Origin of the sequence: Citrobacter gillenii (assembly GCF_013337685.1) — a bacterium.
Taxonomy (GTDB): domain Bacteria; phylum Pseudomonadota; class Gammaproteobacteria; order Enterobacterales; family Enterobacteriaceae; genus Citrobacter; species Citrobacter gillenii.
Map to the genome: position 1 here is coordinate 80,445 of NZ_SUQN01000005.1, position 20,413 is coordinate 100,857.

Below are 20,413 nucleotides of genomic sequence, written 5' to 3' on the forward strand. Positions count from 1 at the left end.
GCGCGCAAAGTTTAATGATAGTTTTGCGAAAATAATGCGCGGAATAGTGGGGCATATTACGGGTATTTCAGGGGCTAAGAAAAAAGAGGGCGGAAAGTAAAAATTTTCTAAAGTTCGAAATTAACGTGCCGATACATGGGTTACGGTCAGAAACCGTGGGCAACGGCCCAATAACATCAAGTTGTAATTGATAAGGAAAAGATCATGGCACAAGTCATCAATACAAACAGCCTGTCGCTGTTGACCCAGAACAACCTGAACAAATCTCAGTCTACCCTGAGCTCCGCTATCGAGCGTCTGTCTTCTGGTCTGCGTATCAACAGCGCCAAAGACGATGCTGCTGGTCAGGCGATCGCTAACCGCTTCACCTCTAACATCAAAGGTCTGACCCAGGCTTCCCGTAACGCCAACGACGGTATCTCTATTGCGCAGACCACTGAAGGCGCACTGAACGAAATCAACAACAACCTGCAGCGTGTACGTGAACTGACCGTTCAGGCAACAAACGGTTCTAACTCAGACAGCGACCTGACCTCTATCCAGAACGAAATCACCCAGCGTTTGGGCGAAATTGACCGCGTATCCGGCCAGACTCAGTTCAACGGCGTGAAAGTACTGGCTCAGGATAACACTCTGAAAATTCAGGTTGGCGCGAACGACGGTGAAACCATCGCTATCGATCTGAAAAAAATCGATACTCAGAGCTTGGGTGTTGCTGATTTCCGTGTAAACGGTGCGCAGAAAGCCACTGCCAGCGATCTGATCTCCAAGTTTGGTGCGACCGGTACTGATAACTACAGCGGAAAAGTTAAAATTGGTGCTGCTGCTGCTGCTGATGTTAATACCATTACTGTTGATGTCAAAACTCAGGGTGTACAGGTTGGCGGCAAAGACATGTATGTTAGCGCCAAAGATGGTGGCTTAACAGACAATGCCACTGAAACAAATACTCCTTCAACTATTTACACAACAACAGCTGCTACGAATGGAAGTGCTGTAAGCCTTGCTGCATTAGGTGCTGGTGCTAAAGTCGGCGACAAATTTACATTTGATGGCATGGAGTTTACCAAATCGACTCCAGATGCCGACCCAGCTAAAGCAGTTAATGGCGACGGTGCCTATACTGCCAAAGTAGATGGAAAAACAGTTACTTTCACTATTTCTGATTCAACTAGTACTTCTGGTACTGCTGCTAAAGTTGCTACTGACGTTGCACTTCATGTATCTCAGAATGGCACTCTCACCACGAGTGCAACTACTGCAAACAAAGCGGCCTCTGTTTCTGATCTGCAACAGGCTAACGCAACCAAAACAAGTAGCACTCTGAAGGTTAGTGGCGCAACTTACAACGTTGATATTGATGGCAATGTCGCCACTGGCGGTAAAACCATGTATGTCACTACCGATAAAAACGGTAGCCCTAAACTGGTTAACGAAGACGTTGCTAAAGCCAGCACCAGCACTAAAGATCCGCTGGCTGTACTGGATAAAGCCCTGGCACAAGTTGATGCACTGCGTTCTGACCTCGGTGCGGTGCAGAACCGTTTCGACTCTACCATCACCAACCTGGGTAACACCGTTAACAACCTGACTTCTGCTCGTAGCCGTATCGAAGATGCTGACTACGCGACCGAAGTGTCCAACATGTCCAAAGCACAGATCCTGCAGCAGGCAGGGACTTCTGTTCTGGCACAGGCCAACCAGGTTCCGCAGAACGTTCTGTCTCTGCTGCGTTAATTTACACTTATCGCGCAAACCCCGCTCCGGCGGGGTTTTTTACATTCCGCTTTACCCGTAACCCTCAAATAACCCCTTATTTCACCCACTATTCACCCGATTAAAACCCCTGCAGAAACGGATAATCATGCCGATAACTCATTTAACGCAGGGCTGTTTATCGTGAATTCACTGTATACCGCTGAAGGTGTAATGGATAAACACTCGCTGTGGCAGCGTTATGTACCGTTGGTGCGTCACGAAGCATTGCGCCTTCAGGTGCGCTTGCCGGCGAGCGTAGAACTGGATGACCTGCTACAAGCGGGCGGCATCGGGTTATTGAATGCAGTTGACCGATATGACGCTCTGCAAGGAACGGCATTTACCACTTACGCAGTGCAGCGTATTCGTGGGGCTATGCTGGATGAACTACGCAGCCGGGATTGGGTGCCGCGTAGCGTTCGGCGCAATGCCCGCGAAGTGGCACAGGCGATGGGACAACTGGAGCAGGAACTCGGGCGTAACGCGACGGAAACCGAAGTGGCGGAGCGTCTGGCTATTCCTGTGCAAGAGTATCGTCAGATGTTGCTTGATACCAATAACAGCCAACTCTTCTCTTACGACGAGTGGCGGGAAGAGCATGGCGATAGTATTGAGCTGGTGACGGAAGAAAATCAGCAAGAAAACCCGTTACAGCAGTTGCTTGATGGCAATTTACGCCAGCGCGTGATGGATGCGATTGACGCATTGCCGGAGCGTGAAAAGCTGGTGCTGACGCTGTACTACCAGGAAGAGCTGAATCTGAAAGAGATTGGTGCTGTTCTGGAAGTCGGTGAGTCACGGGTTAGCCAGTTGCACAGTCAGGCCATCAAACGTCTACGCACCAAGCTGGGTAAGCTATAGGGGGTAATCATTGCCCCTGAACAATGCCGCATAACGAATTGACTACCAGGAGTTCTCATGACGGTGCAGCAATCAAAAAGACGGCCTCTAAGCCGCTACCTCAAAGATTTCAAACACAGCCAGACGCATTGCGCCCATTGCTATAAGTTGCTCGACAGGATCACGCTGGTCCGCCGCGGCCAGATTGTGAATAAAATCGCTATTGCCCGGCTCGATATGTTGCTGGACGCCGCTGCCTGGGAGCAGGAGAAAAAAGAGTGGGTGGCGTTATGCCGTTTTTGCGGTGATTTACACTGCAAGGAACAGAGCGACTTTTTTGACATTATCGGGTTTAAACAGTTTTTGTTTGAACAAACCGAAATGAGCCACGGCACGGTGCGCGAATATGTGGTTCGCCTGCGCCGTCTCGGTAATCATCTGACCGAACAGAACATCTCCCATGACCTGCTGCAGGAAGGCTTCCTCGACGAAAACCTCGCCCCGTGGCTGCCGGAGACCAGCACCAATAATTACCGCATTGCGCTGCGCAAGTATGAGCAGTTTAAAGCGCATGCACCTGTGGGCCAGATGCAGAAATCCTCCTGGACAGCCAGTTCTGATATATATTAAAAACGAATAAGGTGTAACGGAGTCGTGTTTGTAAATAGCGGTAAACGCTCTACACTACTGTCATAAATGATAGTCACTAATGACAATATTCGGGGTAACTATGAAATTAGCACGTCTGGGACGTCAGGCTCTGATGGGTGTAATGGCTGTGGCACTTGTCGCCGGTATGAGCGCAAAAACATTTGCCGACGAAGGTCTGTTAAATAAAGTGAAAGAGCGCGGTACGCTGTTGGTTGGTCTCGAAGGGACCTATCCCCCGTTTAGTTTTCAGGGTGATGATGGCAAGCTGACCGGTTTTGAAGTCGAATTTGCCGAAGAACTGGCCAAACATCTTGGGGTGAAAGCGACGCTGAAGCCGACCAAGTGGGATGGCATGCTGGCTTCTTTAGACTCCAAACGTATTGATGTGGTGATTAACCAGGTAACCATCTCTGACGAACGTCAGAAAAAATACGATTTCTCTACCCCGTATACGGTCTCTGGTATCCAGGCGCTGGTGAAAAAAGGCAACGAAGGCGTGATTAAAACCGCGGCTGACCTGAAAGGTAAAAAAGTCGGTGTCGGTCTGGGTACTAACTACGAAGAGTGGCTGCGCCAGAACGTGCAGGGCGTCGATATCCGTACTTATGATGATGACCCGACCAAATATCAGGATCTGCGCGTCGGTCGTATCGATGCGATTCTGGTTGATCGTCTGGCCGCGTTGGATCTGGTGAAGAAAACCAAAGACACGCTGGCCGTGACCGGTGAAGCCTTCTCCCGCCAGGCATCCGGCGTGGCGCTGCGTAAAGGTAATGACGATCTGCTGAAAGCGGTCGATGCCGCCATTGCAGAGATGCAGAAAGACGGTACCCTGAAGGCCCTGTCTGAAAAATGGTTTGGGGCGGATGTGACGAAATAATCGTCATCCGGATAAAAAAGGCGCCTTTAACAGCGCCTTTTTTTATTTCATTGCGCCTGAACGTGCATAATAAAAAGAACATCACAACAACGAATACCGGAGGCTGTATGCCGCTGCATAATTTAACGCGCTTTCCACGTCTGGAATTTATTGGCGCGCCAACGCCGCTCGAATATCTCCCGCGCTTCTCTGATTATCTCGGACGCGACATTTTTATTAAACGCGATGACGTCACGCCAATGGCGATGGGCGGCAATAAGCTGCGCAAGCTGGAGTTTCTGGCGGCAGATGCGCTGCGCGAAGGGGCCGACACGCTGATTACCGCCGGGGCTATTCAGTCGAACCACGTGCGCCAGACGGCGGCGGTGGCGGCAAAGCTCGGGCTGCACTGCGTGGCGCTGCTGGAAAACCCGATTGGCACCACGGCAGAAAACTATCTCAGCAACGGTAACCGCCTGCTGTTAGATCTGTTTAATACCCAGGTTGAAATGTGCGACGCGCTGACCGACCCGAATGCACAACTTCAGGCGCTGGCTACGCGGATTGAAGCGCAGGGGTTCCGACCGTATGTGATCCCGGTCGGCGGGTCGAATGCGCTGGGCGCGCTGGGCTATGTTGAAAGTGCGCTGGAAATTGCCCAGCAGTGCGAGGGCGCGGTAGCGCTGTCCTCTGTGGTGGTGGCTTCAGGCAGCGCGGGCACCCATGCCGGTCTGGCGGTGGGGCTGGAACAACTGATGCCCAACGTCGAGCTTATCGGTGTCACCGTTTCACGCAGCGTTGCTGACCAAAAACCAAAAGTCGTTGCGTTGCAGCAGGCAATTGCCAGTGAGCTGGAACTGACCGCGGCAGCAGAGATTTTACTGTGGGATGATTACTTTGCGCCGGGTTACGGTACGCCAAATGAAGAAGGCATGGAGGCGGTAAAACTGCTGGCACGTCTGGAAGGCATCTTGCTGGATCCGGTGTATACCGGCAAAGCAATGGCGGGCCTGATTGACGGTATCAGCCAGAAGCGCTTTAAGGATGAAGGTCCGGTCCTGTTTATTCATACCGGTGGGGCACCTGCGCTGTTTGCCTACCATCCTCACGTGTAATGGCAAGGTAGAAAAACGCTAATGCAAGAAAGTATCCAACTGGTGATTGATTCACTGCCCTTCCTGCTTAAAGGCGCGGTATTTACGCTGCAGCTGAGTATCGGTGGGATGTTCTTTGGCCTGGTGCTGGGGTTTATCCTCGCTCTGATGCGCCTGTCGCCGCTGCTGCCGGTGCGCTGGCTGGCGCGCGTCTATATTTCTATTTTTCGCGGCACGCCGCTGATCGCCCAACTGTTTATGATCTACTACGGTTTGCCGCAGTTTGGCATTGAGCTGGACCCGATCCCGGCGGCGATGATTGGTTTGTCGCTGAACACCGCAGCGTATGCGGCTGAAACGCTGCGTGCGGCTATCTCCTCGATTGATAAAGGTCAGTGGGAGGCGGGCGCCAGTATCGGCATGACGCGCTGGCAGACCATGCGTCGGGCGATCCTGCCGCAGGCGGCGCGCGTGGCTTTGCCGCCGTTGAGCAACAGCTTTATCAGCCTGGTGAAAGACACCTCGCTGGCGGCGACAATCCAGGTACCGGAACTGTTCCGTCAGGCGCAGCTGATCACCTCACGCACGCTGGAAGTGTTCACCATGTATCTGGCGGCCTCGCTGATTTACTGGGTAATGGCGACAGTGTTGTCCGCACTGCAGAACTATTTTGAAGAACAACTGAACCGCCAGGAGAGAGAGCCGAAATGAGTGCGATCGAAGTCAGAAACCTGGTGAAAAAATTTCACGGGCAAACGGTGCTGCACGGTATCGATCTTGAGGTAAAACCCGGTGAAGTTGTGGCGATTATCGGGCCTAGCGGCTCAGGGAAAACCACGTTGTTGCGCAGTATTAATCTGCTGGAACAGCCTGAGGCGGGCACGATTAAAGTCGGTGACATTACCATTGATACGGCGCGTTCACTCAATCAGCAGAAAGGGTTGATTCGTCAGCTGCGCCAGCATGTGGGGTTTGTGTTCCAGAACTTTAATTTGTTTCCTCACCGTACGGTGCTGGAAAACATTATTGAAGGTCCGGTGATTGTGAAGGGAGAGCCGAAAGCCGAAGCAACGGCGCGCGCACGTGAGTTGCTGGCAAAGGTGGGCCTGGCGGGTAAAGAGACCAGCTATCCGCGTCGGTTATCCGGTGGACAGCAGCAGCGCGTGGCAATTGCCCGGGCGTTGGCCATGCGCCCGGAGGTGATCCTGTTTGATGAACCAACGTCAGCACTCGATCCTGAACTGGTTGGCGAGGTACTGAATACCATTCGTCAACTGGCGCAGGAAAAACGCACCATGGTGATTGTGACGCATGAAATGAGCTTTGCGCGCGACGTTGCTGACCGGGCGATATTTATGGATCAGGGGCGCATTGTGGAGCAGGGACCCGCAAAATCGCTGTTTACCGCGCCCCAACAACCGCGAACGCGTCAGTTTCTGGAAAAATTCTTAATGCAATAATAACCCTACGGTGCTCACCGAAATAGATTTTTGGTGAGCACAAGCCGCATAACTATTTATTATTACTGCTTTATTATTAACGCTGCGTCGCATCAACCTGCTCTGATTATGCGTAATACTCAAGTAAATCCATTCTTGTCCGATAATCTGCATATATAAAATACATTTATGTGTTAGTTTGTTTCATTCTCATTTGTGATGATTATCAATCTCAGGGACATGACCACTTAGTATGCAGGATCACGATTTCTTCACCTGGCGACGGAGCATGCTGTTACGCTTTCAGGAAATGGCGACGGCAGATGACGTCTATACCGAATTACAACATCAGACACAGCATCTGGAGTTTGATTTTTACGCTCTCTGTGTTCGTCACCCCGTGCCGTTTACCCGACCTAAGACGGCGCTTCATACAACCTACCCCAAAGCGTGGGTGGCACATTATCAGTCCGAAAATTATCTCGCGATTGACCCCGTGCTTAAACCAGAAAACTTCAGACAGGGCCATCTTCCCTGGGACGATACCTTATTTCGCGATGCACAACCGCTTTGGGATGCGGCGCGTAATCACGGTTTACGCAAGGGGATGACGCAATGCTTAATGCTACCGAACCGGGCGCAGGGCTTTCTTTCTGTCTCGTGTGCGAGCGTGCGTAATGGCCGCTTTGCGCAGGATGAGGTGGAACTCAGAATGCAATTGCTGGTAAGGGAGAGTCTCTCCGTTCTGACGCGACTGGAAGATGATATGGTCATGGCGCCAGAGATGCGGTTTAGTAAGCGGGAGAAAGAAATACTGAAATGGACCGCAGAGGGAAAAACGTCGGCAGAAATAGCGATGATCCTGTCGATTTCTGAAAATACCGTGAACTTCCATCAGAAGAATATGCAGAAGAAGTTTAACGCACCAAACAAAACGCAGATTGCCTGCTATGCTGCAGCGACCGGGCTTATCTGAATAAGTTGTCGTTCTGAGTGTCAGACGCAAAACCGGCTGATTGCAATGCTATCAGCCGGTTTCTTATTACTGGCGGTAGGCCTGTTTAATTTGTTTAACAGTGTTGGAAAATACCGCAGCCTGGGATTGATCTTCAATCTGCGCGATCTGTTTTTCCATCTTAAGAATCACGCGGCCTGCATCGGCTTGTCCCATTGCCTGCAGCATCAGCGTTAACATGGCTTTCAGGCAGGTGACTTCGTTAGCCAGTTCTTGATTATTCTCAGCAGTGGAAAAATCAGGCGTACTCATTTATTTTCCTCGTTATGTCTCTATGAAAAAGTGCGATGGCAAATGTTAAGTCGGCGGAGTATACCATAAGCGCGGCTAAAAATATCAGTGGCTGTTTTTCGCACAAACATTAACCGCGACATTAAAATAAACAAGATGTTGCAGTGCATATATTTTCTCCATTCTTTGTATATTTCGAGTTTTTTACTCGTTAATTGTTGTTACAACTTTGCCCGCCTATTTAGCATTCAACTGAAGAATATGATTTTTTTGTCACCATTTTGAAACAGCGATTCGTATATAACCCCGGCAGAACGCCGTCAGCAGTGAATGTTTCCACGCGGCGTACAATCTAATTTCCAAAAACGAGAGCAAAATCGGAAGACGGATGTTTTTTACATTTCAAAGTTGAGATAAAACCCGTTAACATAGGACCGATTAACTATCGGTAGCGTTATCCCTATTCTGGAGATATTCCTTTGATCAACGTTTTTCTTGTTGATGACCATGAACTGGTGCGCGCAGGGATACGACGCATTCTTGAAGATATAAAAGGCATTAAAGTTGTCGGCGAAGCGTGCTGCGGCGAAGATGCTGTGAAATGGTGTCGCTCAAATTCCGCCGACGTCGTGCTGATGGACATGAATATGCCCGGTATTGGTGGGCTTGAAGCAACACGTAAAATTGCGCGTTCTACGGCTGACATAAAAGTGATCATGTTGACCGTTCATACTGAAAACCCATTGCCCGCAAAAGTCATGCAGGCCGGGGCCGCAGGTTATCTGAGCAAGGGCGCTGCACCTCAGGAAGTGGTTAGCGCCATTCGCTCCGTCTATTCCGGACAGCGCTATATTGCTTCTGATATCGCTCAACAGATGGCGCTCAGCCAAATTGAGCCGGAGAAAACGGAAACACCGTTTGCCAGTTTGTCTGAACGCGAGTTGCAGATTATGCTGATGATCACTAAAGGCCAGAAGGTCAATGAGATCTCGGAGCAGCTGAATCTCAGTCCGAAAACGGTGAACAGCTATCGCTATCGAATGTTCAGTAAATTAAACATTCACGGCGACGTAGAGCTGACTCACCTGGCAATTCGCCATGGCCTGTGTAATGCGGAGACGTTAACAAGCCAGTGACCGAACAGTTTGATGCCAAAGCGTTCCTGAAAACCGTCACCAGCCAGCCCGGCGTTTATCGTATGTACGATGCCGCCGGGACGGTTATCTATGTCGGTAAAGCTAAGGATCTGAAAAAGCGGCTTTCCAGCTACTTCCGCAGCAACCTCGCGTCGCGTAAAACTGAAGCGCTGGTGGCGCTTATTCAGCAGATTGATGTGACGGTGACGCATACTGAAACCGAAGCGTTGTTGCTTGAGCATAACTACATCAAGCTGTACCAGCCGCGCTACAACGTGCTGTTACGCGATGATAAGTCTTACCCCTTTATCTTCCTTAGCGGTGATACCCACCCGCGCCTGGCGATGCATCGTGGGGCGAAGCATGCCAAAGGCGAATACTTCGGTCCATTCCCTAACGGCTATGCCGTGCGTGAAACGTTGGCACTGCTGCAGAAAATTTTCCCAATTCGTCAGTGCGAAAACAGTGTCTACCGCAACCGCTCGCGCCCTTGTCTGCAATATCAGATTGGCCGCTGTCTCGGTCCCTGCGTCGCCGGTCTGGTGAGCGAAGACGAGTACGCGCAGCAGGTTGACTACGTCCGCTTGTTCTTGTCCGGCAAAGATGATCAGGTGTTAACGCAATTGATCGCCCGGATGGAAAAGGCCAGTCAGAATCTGGAATTTGAAGAGGCCGCGCGTATTCGCGACCAAATTCAGGCCGTCCGTCGTGTCACCGAAAAACAGTTTGTTTCCAACACCGGGGATGACCTTGACGTTATCGGCGTGGCGTTTGATGCCGGGATGGCCTGCGTGCATGTTTTGTTTATCCGTCAGGGAAAAGTGCTGGGTAGCCGCAGCTATTTTCCTAAAGTACCGGGGGGAACGGAACTGGGCGAAGTGGTCGAGACCTTTGTCGGACAGTTTTATTTACAGGGCAGCCAGATGCGCACTTTGCCCGGTGAGATCCTGCTCGATTTTAATCTGAGCGATAAAACGCTGCTGGCCGATTCGTTGTCTGAGCTCGCCGGGCGGCGGATTAACGTCCAGACGAAGCCGCGTGGCGATCGTGCGCGCTACCTGAAGCTGGCGCGTACCAATGCTGCAACGGCGCTGACCACCAAACTGTCTCAGCAGTCCACCATTACACAACGTTTGACGGCGCTGGCATCGGTACTGAAGCTACCGGCGGTTAAACGCATGGAGTGCTTCGACATCAGCCATACCATGGGCGAGCAGACGGTAGCCTCCTGCGTGGTTTTCGATGCTAATGGACCACTACGTGCTGAATACCGCCGCTATAATATTACCGGTATTACCCCCGGTGATGATTATGCAGCGATGAATCAGGTGCTGCGCCGCCGTTATGGCAAGGCGATTGAAGCAAGTAAGATCCCGGACGTTATTTTGATCGACGGTGGCAAAGGTCAACTGGGGCAGGCGAAAGCGGTATTTGCTGAATTGGATGTGCCCTGGGATAAAAGCCATCCGCTCCTGCTTGGCGTGGCAAAAGGGGCGGATCGTAAAGCTGGCCTGGAAACGTTGTTCTTTGAACCGGAAGGTGAGGGGTTCAGCTTGCCGCCAGATTCGCCTGCGCTGCACGTGATTCAACATATTCGCGATGAATCACACGATCACGCTATCAGCGGACACCGTAAAAAACGGGCGAAGGTGAAAAGCACCAGTACCCTGGAAACCATTGAGGGCGTTGGACCAAAACGTCGACAGATGCTGCTAAAGTACATGGGCGGTTTGCAAGGGCTTCGTAACGCAAGTGTCGAAGAAATTGCAAAAGTGCCGGGTATTTCGCAAGGTCTGGCAGAAAAGATCTTCTACTCGTTGAAACATTAGGCCCTCTGTAGCAACATAGGGGTAATTTCACTGACAACAGATAGTTATCCGTCATATGCAATTTAATATCCCTACATTGCTCACGCTGTTTCGCGTCATTCTGATCCCATTCTTTGTATTGGCGTTTTATCTGCCATTTACCTGGGCTCCCTTTGTTAGTGCGCTGATCTTCTGTATCGCGGCGGTTACCGACTGGTTTGACGGATTTCTGGCACGCCGCTGGAACCAAAGTACGCGTTTTGGTGCCTTCCTCGATCCGGTCGCCGATAAAGTGCTGGTGGCTATCGCCATGGTGCTGGTGGCGGAGCACTACCACAGCTGGTGGGTAACATTACCTGCTGCGACGATGATCGCCCGTGAAATTATCATTTCAGCACTGCGCGAATGGATGGCCGAGCTGGGGAAACGCAACAGCGTAGCCGTGTCATGGATCGGTAAAGTCAAAACCGCCTCACAAATGGCGGCTCTGGCGTGGTTACTGTGGCGGCCAAATATCTGGGTTGAATACGCCGGGATCGCGCTTTTCTTCGTTGCTGCGATACTGACATTGTGGTCAATGTTCCAGTATTTGAGAGCTGCACGTGGAGATTTGCTTGATCAGTGATCGTTTCGACGCAAATTTCAGCAAACGATCGAAAGTGGTGAAAAATATCGTTGACTCAGTGCGTCAGGTAAGTAGAATGCAACGCATCGAACGGCAGCACAGATTGCCAGACGATAGTAAAATCAAGTGATTAACAAAGTTACTTGGTGATGCGGGAATAGCTCAGTTGGTAGAGCACGACCTTGCCAAGGTCGGGGTCGCGAGTTCGAGTCTCGTTTCCCGCTCCAAATTTAAAACATCGGCAATATGCGGGTGTTGGCTGAAAAGCCTGAAGATTTCGGCGCGTTAGCAAAGCGGTTATGTAGCGGATTGCAAATCCGTCTAGTCCGGTTCGACTCCGGAACGCGCCTCCAATTTCTTCCCGAGCCCGGATGGTGAAATCGGTAGACACAAGGGATTTAAAATCCCTCGGCTGTAAGGCTGTGTGGGTTCAAGTCCCACTCCGGGCACCATGGGAAAGAAAAGAATAATCAAAGCAATAAGCAGTGTCGTGAAACCACCTACGGGTGGTTTTTTTGTTTTTGTAATTTGCTTTGACCATTGTTTCGTCATTCAGATTCCTCACACAGAGAGGGCATTACTGCCTCACCGCAAACGTAACAACAAAATGCTCTTTTGCTTTCAGAACGAGAAAAGTGAATTGGAAATCAAAGTCGGGAAATTTGCCGCCACCACACTGTATGTAAAGATATGGCAGCGGTGACTGGCAAATGTTTGAAGTGTGAGTCTTGAATGACTACCACTCGCGGCGGGTTGTACTTACCCAGTATGATGAATCAGAGATGTTTAATCTGACACCAGCCAGAACTCAGCCTCTTCAAACATTTCCTGAACAGTTCGGCTTATCTGTTCTTTCTCGTGCTTACTGGCATCTGTGTTGATCCCCGGTAGTGTCATCATCGGTTTAACTCGAACATCCGCATCCGGGAAGAGTCGGTGAACCCTCTTACTCAACTCACCTAAAATAATCTCCTTTGCACCCGGCAAACCCTCAAAATTTCTTTTGTCATAAACGAGTTCCACAAACATTGCACACTGCCTTTCTGGTGGATGAATATACAGTATTTATACTGTGTTTTTATCCACTATTCAAGAGGGCGTTAACGTGGGCATTCCTTCAGTTGCGACTGAGATGTGCAATGGTCACTGAAGTCCGGACTGAGCGATGACGGGCTCACCCGAATCCATACCTGACCAACCTGAAGAACGGCAATGTGTGATGACCGCTCCGTGAAGGAGTACGAGAAAGACCGTTTTCAATATTGCTCAATAAGGTAAATATCCTTATATTTGATTGAGTTGTATTGTTTTAACCCCTTGTTCTACTGACATCGAGCAACGCTTGATTCATTAAAATATTCTGAGTAAACGGTATGAAGAAACCAAGCGACCATAAAAATGATCGCCTTCCGAAGCCAAGAACGAACTTTTCTGATCCCGATGTGAGAAAACGTGTCGTTGAAGGGTTGAATGATTCTGCAGCAAATGATTTTATTGCCCTTATTAATTGGCTGAGAATGGGTAAAAACGTAGGCGAGGCCATCCCTTTGGCGAAATGTCACAGCCTTCGTAATACGATTTCCAGGCTTGAAGCCCTAAAATGTGGTGTAAAAACCGATTGGAAAGACGTGCTCAAACTGATGGAGCGTACAATACAAAATAGCCACCAAGTTAAAGAGATTGCGTCTGATCCATCGCAAATTGCCACTGGAATTATCAAAAATATGCATGAGATAAGCCAGAGTATAGCGTCAGGGAGCGCAACGCCTGAAATGCTGGCAAGGCTTCATAAAATGCATCAGATCACCTCCAGTCTGAGAGGAAGTGAAGATCTGACAAACAGTATTAACATGCTAATAAAAAGCACGCAGGATGCTTTGCGTGGCTATACGAGTCAAAAAGCAAAACCTAAGGTCAGGAAACCCATTAAGCAAAATTATGCCCAACGTGAAGATATGATACTCCGCAGCGAGTGTGAGCCATTAATTGGCTTGAATGACATTTTCATGATAGCAAATCGCCTTATTTCTATGTCAACTCGATTGGGTTGCTCTCCTGTGACCTTGGCAAAACGAGTAGATGCTTTGAAAGGTGTAATTAACCCTGAAATTATGCCCGAATTGCTCGATCTCCTTCAGCAGGATGTCGAGCTGATGGCCCAGACTGTTCCGCTCCAGGTCAAAGATGATAATAGCCGTAGTGATGGTGGAAAACTTGTTGGATTGACGGGGATAGTCGAAGGCGGATCTTCTATAGGTGTTGAAGCTCAGCGAATAATCACAGCAGAGCTTAAAAGGCTTCCCCCGCTGACCAATGCTCAGCGAATATCTTTTGACACAGCGCGTGCAAGCTTGGCCTTAGAATGTGACACATTCAAGGTTATTGAAGAGATCAGGCGTATTGCAGCTTGCTTTAAATGGAGGCCGTTGGCTGTTGCTGCCTATGTTGCACACAAATCTCTTGGAATCAGGGCTGATATTGCTGGAGACGTGATTACCCTACTAGCGCAAGATGAGGCACTTTTAGAAAGTGCTAAATGCCCGTACTCATCCGGCCAACCGCAATCCAGTTGAGGTAGCGCTTGTGACATGCTTTACGTTCTCCGTTTGGTATCAGTAAAACCTCGCCTTGGTGTTCGACTTGTGTGGATTCAAGTCCCATTCTAATTGAATAATTAAATCAATAAGCCGTGTCGTGAAACCACCTACGGGTGGTTTTGTTCTGCCTGTAATTTGTTGACCCGCGTCGGCATCGTTTTTAAGGGCAAGGTTTCAATAGGCATCTACCTGCGAATCGGTGCATCCATCATAAATCCTCCGCGGGCCGGGTTACTACTGAACCCATCTCGGGCGGGATTGTAACCCTGGTTCTGAAAACGGTTAAACATAATGGGATCGCCAATGCCATCCTGAATCGCAAAAGGCCGATGGATTTTATTGCGGGACCTGAGCGTGAAACCGAAATCCTCCGTTCCTCCAATGATGATGACGCTGTTGCCGGTAGACAGCGCCGCACTTAATTCACGCTCTCTTGCGGCCTGGTCCTGTAAGGTGCTGGCAATAGCACAGAATGACGTCATCAACAGTACGGTGAAGGCGAAGTATGAACGTACCCGTGGCCGTTTCATGATGAATACCTGATAAAAATGTGGCTATTCAAGTATAGCGTTTGGCAGCGTTGGTATCCGACGTAGGCATGATTAATTTTACCGCTGTGTCTGTGAAAATAATGATTATCCAGCCAGTCAGCACCGCTGAATTCCCCCCTATAATGAAAGCAGGTAACAGGTGATAGCTCCTGTTTGCAGACCCTACTGATGCAGGAGACGATCATGAGAGGCTTACTCTCTTTGACGATGATGTCTGCAACGTTACTCGTTTTTAGCGCGATAGCGTATCCAGTAGCAGTGAGCGTTGCTGTGGCGTCTGTGCCGTCGCAAGACCCCATCAGTCGCTATCAACAAAGGTTTGATCAAATACAATCCTATCAGGTTGTTATGCATTCCTCGTCCACGACAGAGGCGAGCAAAATTATTCGCTATAGCTATAAAAAACCCGGCTATGTACGAATGGACTTCACCCAACCGCATGCTGGTGCGGTACTGACCTATAACCCCGATAGTGGGAAGGTGACGTTGTGGCCATTTGGGCTAGGAACGTTGCCTGTTTTGACGCTGTCGCCCACTAATTCACTGATTCAGGATGAGCGCGGTCATCGTGTGGACCGGTCTGACATCGGCGTTTTGCTGGGGAATATTCGCCGTCTGCAGCGTGAGGGAACCACCACCACCCTTGGCGTGGAGAATCTATCCGGGCGCTCGGTCACCTATGTCTCGGTGGTGGGGCCGAAGGCAATGGTTGTTGATGGTGTTCATCGCTATGACCTTTGGTTAGATAACTATTATGGGCTGCCTGCCAAAGTGATGAGCTACACGCTGGAGGGAAAACTGCTGGAAACGGTGCTTATGGACTCACTGATCGTTAACGTCCGTTTTCCTGCCAATTTCTTCACGCCTTGAAGGAGCCAGCGTAATGGCCGAATATCAGTTTTCTACCGTCTGGCGGGTTGAGGCGTCACTCCAGGAGGTCTGGGAGGTGTTCTCGCATCCGGACCAGTGGCCAGAGTGGTGGGTAAGTCTGGAGCGAGTCACCGAAATTAAGAAAGGTGATGGGCTGGGTATCGGCGCGTTGCACCGTTATACCTGGAAAGGGGCGCTGCCGTATCGTTTAACCTTTGATATTAATGTACTGAATATTCAGCCGTGTTCTCTGCTCGAAGGAGAAGCCTGCGGTGAGGTTGAAGGTCGTGGAGTATGGTCTTTTGTCGAATTAGGTAAGGAGACACTCGTCAGATACGATTGGAACATTCGCACCACGCTTCGCTGGATGAACTATCTTGCCCCGCTGGCAGCCCCCGTATTTCGCTGGAATCACGATACGGTTATGCGCGAGGGCGCAAGAGGACTGGCCCGTAAATTAGGCGCTCCTGTGTATATGTTTTAATTTAATGGCGAGCCAGGTAAAGGGACTCGCATATTTTATGCATTCTTTGCCTTTTTTCTTATTGCGCCTGTACTCTTGTGGTCGAAAGTGGCTTAATCGGTTCTCTTTTCATTCACAGTTAACAGGTCTGTTATTGATGAATAATTCCCATCGACTCGCCTTTTTACGTCAGCGTCTGTCTGCTGTGATGATCGCCTACGCTCGCCGTGGCTCAACTCTCATAATATGGACAGACAGCAATGCAACGTCGCCAGTTTCTTAAAAATAGCGTACTCCTTTCTGCCGCCGGATTCGTCGGCCCTTCGATAGTTAGCCAGACAGTACAAGCCGCAGAGCCGTTAGCAGCGCCGGTGGCGCGTCGACGTTTTGTGTTATCACAAACCTATCAGCTCAATCCACCTCAGGGATCGCGTGGCGTGGTGAAGCTGTGGATACCGCTGCCGGTAGACACCGCGTTTCAGCAGATGACAAACCTTGTCTTTACCGGCAATTATAAGCAGGCGTACGTCACCACTAATAACACCTACGGCGCCAAAACGCTGTTTGCCAGTTGGCCCGATTCGCAGGGTGAGTTGCTGATAAAGGTCGATATTGAGATTGAAACGACCGACTGGGAACCGCTGAAACATGACGCGCTAAAAACCTGGCAAGCGCCGGCGCAGATTATTTACCCGCTGGATGTCAAACCGTATCTGCTGCCGACAGCGCATACGCCCATCGATGGCCTGGTTCAGGAAACCGCGCGTAAAATTACCGGGACGGAGCAGGACCCACTGAAAAAAGCACGCCTTATTTATGAGTGGGTGAGTCGCTATATGGAGCGTGATAATGACGTGATTGGCTGCGGGACAGGCGATGTCGCAGAGATCCTGAAAAGCGGCAAGCTTAAGGGAAAATGTACCGACATGAGTTCCGTTTTTGTGGCCCTGGCTAGGGCTAGCGGCATTCCTGCGCGTGAACTGTTTGGCATCCGCCTGGGGAAAGCCGTTAAGCTGGAACGCTATTCGAAAAGCGCGTTTGGCAAAGCTGACAGCGCAGGGGTTGCCGATGTTAGTGGTGGACAGCACTGTCGTGCTGAGTTCTACCTGGCCGGCTACGGCTGGTTGCCGAGCGACCCGGCAGACGTGACCAAAATGCGTCTGGCAGAGAAAAAAGCCCATCAGGATGCCGATGTCCAGGCCGTTAACGCTTACCTGTTTGGTAACTGGGAAATGAACTGGGTGGGTTTCAACTACGGACGCGATTTTGAACTGTATCCGGCAACCGAGCAGGGTGCGATGAACAACTTTGGTTACCCTTATGCTGAAGTGGACGGCGATCCGATCAATTTCTATGACCCTAAAGCGTTCTCTTACCGCTATGTCGCAACAGAACAACGCTAAGGGGGCGGGATTAACCCTGCTGACGGCCGCTGCGGCGGCTGTCACCGCCGGTCTGTGCTGCGTCGGGCCGCTGTTATATCTGCTGTTTGGTATTTCCGCGGCGGGCTTTGCGGTATTCACCCAGGCTGAATTTTTACGTATCCCCCTGATGGTGCTGACGTTAGGGTTATTATTACGGGTCTTCTGGCGACTCTATTTTTCTAAACGGCTGTGGTGCACCGGGCGGTTAACCTTGACGCAGATGCGCGTTCTATACTGGTTCGCCGTGGCGCTGATTTTGCCGGTGTTATTCTACCCCACGCTGGTGGCCTGGTTTTATGAGGTGTTTGAATGAAAAAAATAATGCTGCTGGGATGGTTATTACTGCCGTTATGGGTACAGGCCGCCAATCAAAAAGTGGTGCTGGATATCCAAAATATGACCTGCTCGCTGTGCGTTATTTCGGTGAACCAGGCGCTGCGCGAAACCGACGGCGTGATCAAAGCCAAATCTTCGCTTAAGACTCGACAGGCCGAAGCCATCGTGCCCCACGGTTTTTCTACTGATACGCTGCTGAACGCAGTGGCGAAAACCGGATACACGGCCACGCTAAACCGTATTGAGCAACAGTAAGCCGTTTATGCCTATTGGTATCAGTTATTCTGCCAGCCATGTAAGATACTCACAGGCAGGAATTATTGACTAAGGAAAAGCGTTATGAAAACGGGACCGTTAAACGAGAGCGAGCTGGAATGGCTGGATGATGTACTGACCAAGTACAATACCGACAAAGCGATTCTGGATGTCTCAGAGCTGGACGGCTTGCTGACGGCAGTGCTCAGTTCACCTTTTGAAATTGAGCCAGAGCAGTGGCTGGTCGCGATATGGGGCGGCGCGCAGTATGTCCCTCGCTGGTCATCCGAAAAAGAAATGGCGCGTTTTATGAACCTGGCGTTTCAGCACATGGCGGATACTGCCGATCGTCTGGATGAATTCCCGGAGCAGTTTGAACCGTTGTTTGGCCTGCGCGAAATTGAAGGCCATGAGCTGACGATTGTGGAAGAGTGGTGCTTTGGCTATATGCGCGGTGTGGCGTTGTCTGACTGGTCCACATTACCGGATTCGTTAAAACCCGCGCTTGAGGCGATTGCGCTGCACGGGACGGAAGAAAACTTCGAGGTGGTGGAAAAACTGACCCCAGAGGCGTTTGAAGAGAGCGTTGAGGCTATCCGTCTGGCGGCGCTGGATCTACACGCGTATTGGATGGCGCACCCGCAGGAAGCCCCGGCGAAGGTACCGGTTAAAGTCGATGCCAAGGTAGGACGTAACGATCCGTGCCCGTGCGGCAGCGGTAAAAAATATAAGCAGTGCTGTCTGCACTAAGACAATGGGGGCATTAAGCCCCCTTTTTTTTAACCCACTTCTGGCAGCAGTCCTGCCGCAATTGAAAACTGCACCGCTATCACCACAATACCGCAAATAAACACCAGTGCCAGTGCCGGAGCGCCGCCGGCAACGCGATACGTCGCCTGAGGATTGTGTTTTCTGCTTTGCCAGACCAGCATCGACGGGATCAGCAGCGCCAGCACCGCGAGGGCCACGCCTGCGTATCCCAGTGCCATGACAAACCCGCGCGGGTAGAAGAGGGCGAAGGCCAACGGCGGCAGGAATGTCACTATGCCGGTCTGCAGTCTTCCGGCTGCAGTATTACGGCGCTGGAAGAGGTCAGCCAGATAATCAAATAAGCCCAGCGCCACACCCAGGAAGGAGGTCGCCAGTGCGAGGTCGGCAAACAGATGCACTGCCAGCTCAACGTGCGGTGAGGCCACCACTTCACGTAACGCCTGTAATAAACCGTTTAAGCCCGCATGATCAGCGAGCAGCCCCATAAAGGTTGATGAGTTGATACTGCCGAGTGTGGCCAACTGCCAGAAAATATAGGCGACCAGCGGGATGGCGCTACCGGTAATAAACACCCAGCGTAATTTACGGATATTGCCGTTCATATAGCTGACAATGCTGGGAACGCTGCCGTGAAAACCGAATGAAGTGAAGATAACCGGAATGGCAGAAAGCGCCAGACCCTGCTGCAGCGGTAGCGTGAGGAGATTGACTTTATGGACGTGCGGCATCAGCAACGCCAGCATAACGACCAGAAAAATAATTTTGGCGCTGAACAGCAGGCGGTTGAACAGATCAACCAATGAAGTGCCTACACATACCACCCCCCCGGCAACAAAGGTGAACAGTAATACGCCCATCGTTGGGGATATGCTGGTGCCGGTCCAATCACTGATGCTCGAGGCCAAAAGTTCACCCGCACCGCTGATGTACGCCGCTGTGAGCGCATACATCAAAAACATCATGCTAAAGCCGGTGATCCACTGTCCGTAGCGACCGAGATAGCGTTTTGCCAGTGTGCCGAGTCCGGTGTCTGCCGGGACATGCTGATACACTTCGAGCAGCAACAGCGCGGTGTAGCACATCAGTGCCCATAGCCCAACTAACAACACCAGCGTGACGCTAAATCCCACGCCCGCCGCAGCCAATGGCATCGCCAGCATACCGGCGCCAATCGTGGTTCCCGCCACGATAAAAACACTACCCAGAGTTCTATTCTTCACGCTTTCCTCTGTCCCAGAGATAGTCAACAGTTGTATCTGCGGCGCAGAGTAAGGCATAACGCTATTTTCGTCAAATGACCGTTACAATACGTGTATAATTATATTTACACTTGGTGGGTGGTTAAGATGTATTCCAGATGACATTTTTCTGCGTTAGCGCAAAGCAGCATAAAGCCGTTCACATTAGGCTATGGGCTTTATTGAGGAGAATGTATGGAATCTATTCACGGCCACGAAGTACTCAACATGATGATTGAGTCTGGCGAACAGTATTCAAATGCCAGCCTTGAAGCGGCGATTACAGCACGTTTTGGCGAGCAGGCACGTTTTCATACCTGTTCTGCTGAGGGCATGACGGCGGCTGAGCTGGTGGCGTTCTTAGCAGCGAAGGGGAAGTTTATTGCCAGAGACGACGGCTTCTCTACGCACGAAAGTAAGATCTGCCGCCATTAATATTCCTGGCTAACGGT

General features: G+C 50.7%; 24 protein-coding genes and 3 tRNA genes. 22 read left to right on the plus strand and 5 right to left on the minus strand.

The window, feature by feature from the left end:
• Positions 1-204 precede the first annotated feature (204 nt).
• The 8 genes from FCH32_RS12510 (at position 205) to sdiA (ending at position 7,617) form a co-directional block, all read left to right on the plus strand.
• Positions 205-1,737, plus strand: coding sequence for a flagellin N-terminal helical domain-containing protein (locus tag FCH32_RS12510; protein ID WP_174360994.1), 1,533 nt, complete (start codon positions 205-207; stop codon positions 1,735-1,737).
• 162 nt (positions 1,738-1,899) lie between these two features.
• A complete protein-coding gene (locus FCH32_RS12515; protein ID WP_096757498.1) occupies positions 1,900-2,619 on the plus strand; it encodes an RNA polymerase sigma factor FliA in 720 nt (239 codons plus the stop codon).
• Positions 2,620-2,676: 57 nt separating this feature from the next.
• Positions 2,677-3,228, plus strand: a complete 552-nt coding sequence (gene fliZ / locus FCH32_RS12520; RefSeq protein WP_096757497.1) for a flagella biosynthesis regulatory protein FliZ — start codon at positions 2,677-2,679, stop codon at positions 3,226-3,228.
• A 100-nt stretch (positions 3,229-3,328) separates the two neighbouring features.
• The gene (gene tcyJ / locus FCH32_RS12525) at positions 3,329-4,129 is read left to right on the plus strand and encodes a cystine ABC transporter substrate-binding protein (RefSeq protein ID WP_096757496.1); all 801 of its coding nucleotides are present in this window, start codon (positions 3,329-3,331) and stop codon (positions 4,127-4,129) included.
• A 107-nt stretch (positions 4,130-4,236) separates the two neighbouring features.
• On the plus strand, positions 4,237-5,223 hold the full coding sequence (dcyD, locus tag FCH32_RS12530; RefSeq protein WP_174360995.1) for a D-cysteine desulfhydrase: 987 nt from the start codon (positions 4,237-4,239) through the stop codon (positions 5,221-5,223).
• A 21-nt stretch (positions 5,224-5,244) separates the two neighbouring features.
• Positions 5,245-5,913 carry a cystine ABC transporter permease gene (tcyL, locus tag FCH32_RS12535; protein WP_115258812.1) on the plus strand — a complete coding sequence of 223 codons (669 nt, stop codon included), beginning with the start codon at positions 5,245-5,247 and terminating at the stop codon, positions 5,911-5,913.
• Positions 5,910-6,662: an L-cystine ABC transporter ATP-binding protein TcyN gene (gene tcyN, locus FCH32_RS12540; protein WP_096757493.1), complete on the plus strand. Its 753-nt coding sequence runs from the start codon at positions 5,910-5,912 to the stop codon at positions 6,660-6,662. Before tcyL ends, tcyN begins: the two co-directional genes overlap by 4 nt.
• Before the next feature lie 232 nt (positions 6,663-6,894).
• Complete coding sequence (sdiA, locus tag FCH32_RS12545; protein WP_117341909.1) at positions 6,895-7,617, plus strand: quorum-sensing transcriptional regulator SdiA; 723 nt, start codon at positions 6,895-6,897, stop codon at positions 7,615-7,617.
• 66 nt (positions 7,618-7,683) lie between these two features.
• Here sdiA and FCH32_RS12550 read toward each other — a convergent pair whose 3' ends face one another.
• Positions 7,684-7,908: a DUF2594 family protein gene (locus tag FCH32_RS12550; RefSeq protein WP_096757491.1), complete on the minus strand. Its 225-nt coding sequence runs from the start codon at positions 7,906-7,908 to the stop codon at positions 7,684-7,686.
• Positions 7,895-7,975 (minus strand): hypothetical protein, encoded by an 81-nt coding sequence (locus FCH32_RS23460; RefSeq protein WP_420838400.1) that lies wholly within the window; start codon positions 7,973-7,975, stop codon positions 7,895-7,897. Before FCH32_RS23460 ends, FCH32_RS12550 begins: the two co-directional genes overlap by 14 nt.
• Positions 7,976-8,366: 391 nt before the next feature.
• On the opposite strand from FCH32_RS23460, the gene uvrY reads away from it, so the two are divergent.
• From uvrY to FCH32_RS12580, 6 genes are all read left to right on the plus strand, one after another.
• Positions 8,367-9,023 carry a UvrY/SirA/GacA family response regulator transcription factor gene (gene uvrY / locus FCH32_RS12555; protein WP_096757490.1) on the plus strand — a complete coding sequence of 219 codons (657 nt, stop codon included), beginning with the start codon at positions 8,367-8,369 and terminating at the stop codon, positions 9,021-9,023.
• Positions 9,020-10,852: an excinuclease ABC subunit UvrC gene (uvrC, locus tag FCH32_RS12560; RefSeq protein WP_096757489.1), complete on the plus strand. Its 1,833-nt coding sequence runs from the start codon at positions 9,020-9,022 to the stop codon at positions 10,850-10,852. Before uvrY ends, uvrC begins: the two co-directional genes overlap by 4 nt.
• 55 nt (positions 10,853-10,907) lie before the next feature.
• Positions 10,908-11,456, plus strand: a complete 549-nt coding sequence (gene pgsA / locus FCH32_RS12565) for a CDP-diacylglycerol--glycerol-3-phosphate 3-phosphatidyltransferase (protein ID WP_096757488.1) — start codon at positions 10,908-10,910, stop codon at positions 11,454-11,456.
• 151 nt (positions 11,457-11,607) lie between these two features.
• Positions 11,608-11,683 (plus strand) — tRNA-Gly (locus FCH32_RS12570).
• A 52-nt stretch (positions 11,684-11,735) separates the two neighbouring features.
• Positions 11,736-11,809: transfer RNA gene (locus FCH32_RS12575), tRNA-Cys, on the plus strand.
• A 12-nt stretch (positions 11,810-11,821) separates the two neighbouring features.
• Positions 11,822-11,908: transfer RNA gene (locus FCH32_RS12580), tRNA-Leu, on the plus strand.
• A 334-nt stretch (positions 11,909-12,242) separates the two neighbouring features.
• Here FCH32_RS12580 and FCH32_RS12585 read toward each other — a convergent pair.
• A complete protein-coding gene (locus FCH32_RS12585; protein WP_096757486.1) occupies positions 12,243-12,485 on the minus strand; it encodes a DinI family protein in 243 nt (80 codons plus the stop codon).
• Between the two features lie 344 nt (positions 12,486-12,829).
• On the opposite strand from FCH32_RS12585, the gene FCH32_RS12590 reads away from it, so the two are divergent.
• Positions 12,830-14,029: a hypothetical protein gene (locus FCH32_RS12590; protein ID WP_174360996.1), complete on the plus strand. Its 1,200-nt coding sequence runs from the start codon at positions 12,830-12,832 to the stop codon at positions 14,027-14,029.
• Positions 14,030-14,238: 209 nt separating this feature from the next.
• Here FCH32_RS12590 and FCH32_RS12595 read toward each other — a convergent pair whose 3' ends face one another.
• Positions 14,239-14,583, minus strand: coding sequence for a hypothetical protein (locus tag FCH32_RS12595; protein WP_174360997.1), 345 nt, complete (start codon positions 14,581-14,583; stop codon positions 14,239-14,241).
• Between the two features lie 369 nt (positions 14,584-14,952).
• On the opposite strand from FCH32_RS12595, the gene FCH32_RS12600 reads away from it, so the two are divergent.
• From FCH32_RS12600 to FCH32_RS12625, 6 genes are all read left to right on the plus strand, one after another.
• Positions 14,953-15,474, plus strand: a complete 522-nt coding sequence (locus FCH32_RS12600; RefSeq protein ID WP_244958419.1) for a LolA-like protein — start codon at positions 14,953-14,955, stop codon at positions 15,472-15,474.
• 13 nt (positions 15,475-15,487) lie between these two features.
• Positions 15,488-15,958 (plus strand): SRPBCC family protein, encoded by a 471-nt coding sequence (locus FCH32_RS12605; RefSeq protein ID WP_115258807.1) that lies wholly within the window; start codon positions 15,488-15,490, stop codon positions 15,956-15,958.
• A gap of 239 nt (positions 15,959-16,197) precedes the next feature.
• Positions 16,198-17,340 (plus strand): transglutaminase-like domain-containing protein, encoded by a 1,143-nt coding sequence (locus FCH32_RS12610; RefSeq protein WP_174360998.1) that lies wholly within the window; start codon positions 16,198-16,200, stop codon positions 17,338-17,340.
• Positions 17,318-17,674, plus strand: coding sequence for a mercuric transporter MerT family protein (locus FCH32_RS12615; protein WP_137399679.1), 357 nt, complete (start codon positions 17,318-17,320; stop codon positions 17,672-17,674). Before FCH32_RS12610 ends, FCH32_RS12615 begins: the two co-directional genes overlap by 23 nt.
• Positions 17,671-17,952, plus strand: coding sequence for a heavy-metal-associated domain-containing protein (locus tag FCH32_RS12620; protein ID WP_174360999.1), 282 nt, complete (start codon positions 17,671-17,673; stop codon positions 17,950-17,952). Before FCH32_RS12615 ends, FCH32_RS12620 begins: the two co-directional genes overlap by 4 nt.
• An 84-nt stretch (positions 17,953-18,036) precedes the next feature.
• Positions 18,037-18,702, plus strand: coding sequence for a YecA/YgfB family protein (locus FCH32_RS12625; protein ID WP_096757479.1), 666 nt, complete (start codon positions 18,037-18,039; stop codon positions 18,700-18,702).
• 29 nt (positions 18,703-18,731) lie between these two features.
• Here the strand turns inward: FCH32_RS12625 and tyrP are convergent, their stop codons facing one another.
• Positions 18,732-19,943 carry a tyrosine transporter TyrP gene (gene tyrP, locus FCH32_RS12630; protein WP_115258804.1) on the minus strand — a complete coding sequence of 404 codons (1,212 nt, stop codon included), beginning with the start codon at positions 19,941-19,943 and terminating at the stop codon, positions 18,732-18,734.
• 213 nt (positions 19,944-20,156) lie between these two features.
• Here tyrP and FCH32_RS12635 point away from each other — a divergent pair, with 213 nt between their 5' ends.
• Positions 20,157-20,396 carry a YecH family metal-binding protein gene (locus FCH32_RS12635; protein ID WP_096757478.1) on the plus strand — a complete coding sequence of 80 codons (240 nt, stop codon included), beginning with the start codon at positions 20,157-20,159 and terminating at the stop codon, positions 20,394-20,396.
• Positions 20,397-20,413: the final 17 nt, after the last annotated feature.

Coding starts and splice junctions, on each gene's coding strand:
- FCH32_RS12510 (WP_174360994.1), top strand. CDS start 205: ATGGCACAAGTCATCAATACAAACAGCCTGTCGCTGTTGACCCAGAAC.
- fliZ (WP_096757497.1), top strand. CDS start 2,677: ATGACGGTGCAGCAATCAAAAAGACGGCCTCTAAGCCGCTACCTCAAA.
- tcyJ (WP_096757496.1), top strand. CDS start 3,329: ATGAAATTAGCACGTCTGGGACGTCAGGCTCTGATGGGTGTAATGGCT.
- dcyD (WP_174360995.1), top strand. CDS start 4,237: ATGCCGCTGCATAATTTAACGCGCTTTCCACGTCTGGAATTTATTGGC.
- tcyL (WP_115258812.1), top strand. CDS start 5,245: ATGCAAGAAAGTATCCAACTGGTGATTGATTCACTGCCCTTCCTGCTT.
- tcyN (WP_096757493.1), top strand. CDS start 5,910: ATGAGTGCGATCGAAGTCAGAAACCTGGTGAAAAAATTTCACGGGCAA.
- sdiA (WP_117341909.1), top strand. CDS start 6,895: ATGCAGGATCACGATTTCTTCACCTGGCGACGGAGCATGCTGTTACGC.
- FCH32_RS12550 (WP_096757491.1), bottom strand. CDS start 7,908: ATGAGTACGCCTGATTTTTCCACTGCTGAGAATAATCAAGAACTGGCT.
- FCH32_RS23460 (WP_420838400.1), bottom strand. CDS start 7,975: ATGGTATACTCCGCCGACTTAACATTTGCCATCGCACTTTTTCATAGA.
- pgsA (WP_096757488.1), top strand. CDS start 10,908: ATGCAATTTAATATCCCTACATTGCTCACGCTGTTTCGCGTCATTCTG.
- FCH32_RS12585 (WP_096757486.1), bottom strand. CDS start 12,485: ATGTTTGTGGAACTCGTTTATGACAAAAGAAATTTTGAGGGTTTGCCG.
- FCH32_RS12590 (WP_174360996.1), top strand. CDS start 12,830: ATGAAGAAACCAAGCGACCATAAAAATGATCGCCTTCCGAAGCCAAGA.
- FCH32_RS12595 (WP_174360997.1), bottom strand. CDS start 14,583: ATGAAACGGCCACGGGTACGTTCATACTTCGCCTTCACCGTACTGTTG.
- FCH32_RS12600 (WP_244958419.1), top strand. CDS start 14,953: ATGCATTCCTCGTCCACGACAGAGGCGAGCAAAATTATTCGCTATAGC.
- FCH32_RS12605 (WP_115258807.1), top strand. CDS start 15,488: ATGGCCGAATATCAGTTTTCTACCGTCTGGCGGGTTGAGGCGTCACTC.
- FCH32_RS12610 (WP_174360998.1), top strand. CDS start 16,198: ATGCAACGTCGCCAGTTTCTTAAAAATAGCGTACTCCTTTCTGCCGCC.
- FCH32_RS12615 (WP_137399679.1), top strand. CDS start 17,318: ATGTCGCAACAGAACAACGCTAAGGGGGCGGGATTAACCCTGCTGACG.
- FCH32_RS12620 (WP_174360999.1), top strand. CDS start 17,671: ATGAAAAAAATAATGCTGCTGGGATGGTTATTACTGCCGTTATGGGTA.
- FCH32_RS12625 (WP_096757479.1), top strand. CDS start 18,037: ATGAAAACGGGACCGTTAAACGAGAGCGAGCTGGAATGGCTGGATGAT.
- FCH32_RS12635 (WP_096757478.1), top strand. CDS start 20,157: ATGGAATCTATTCACGGCCACGAAGTACTCAACATGATGATTGAGTCT.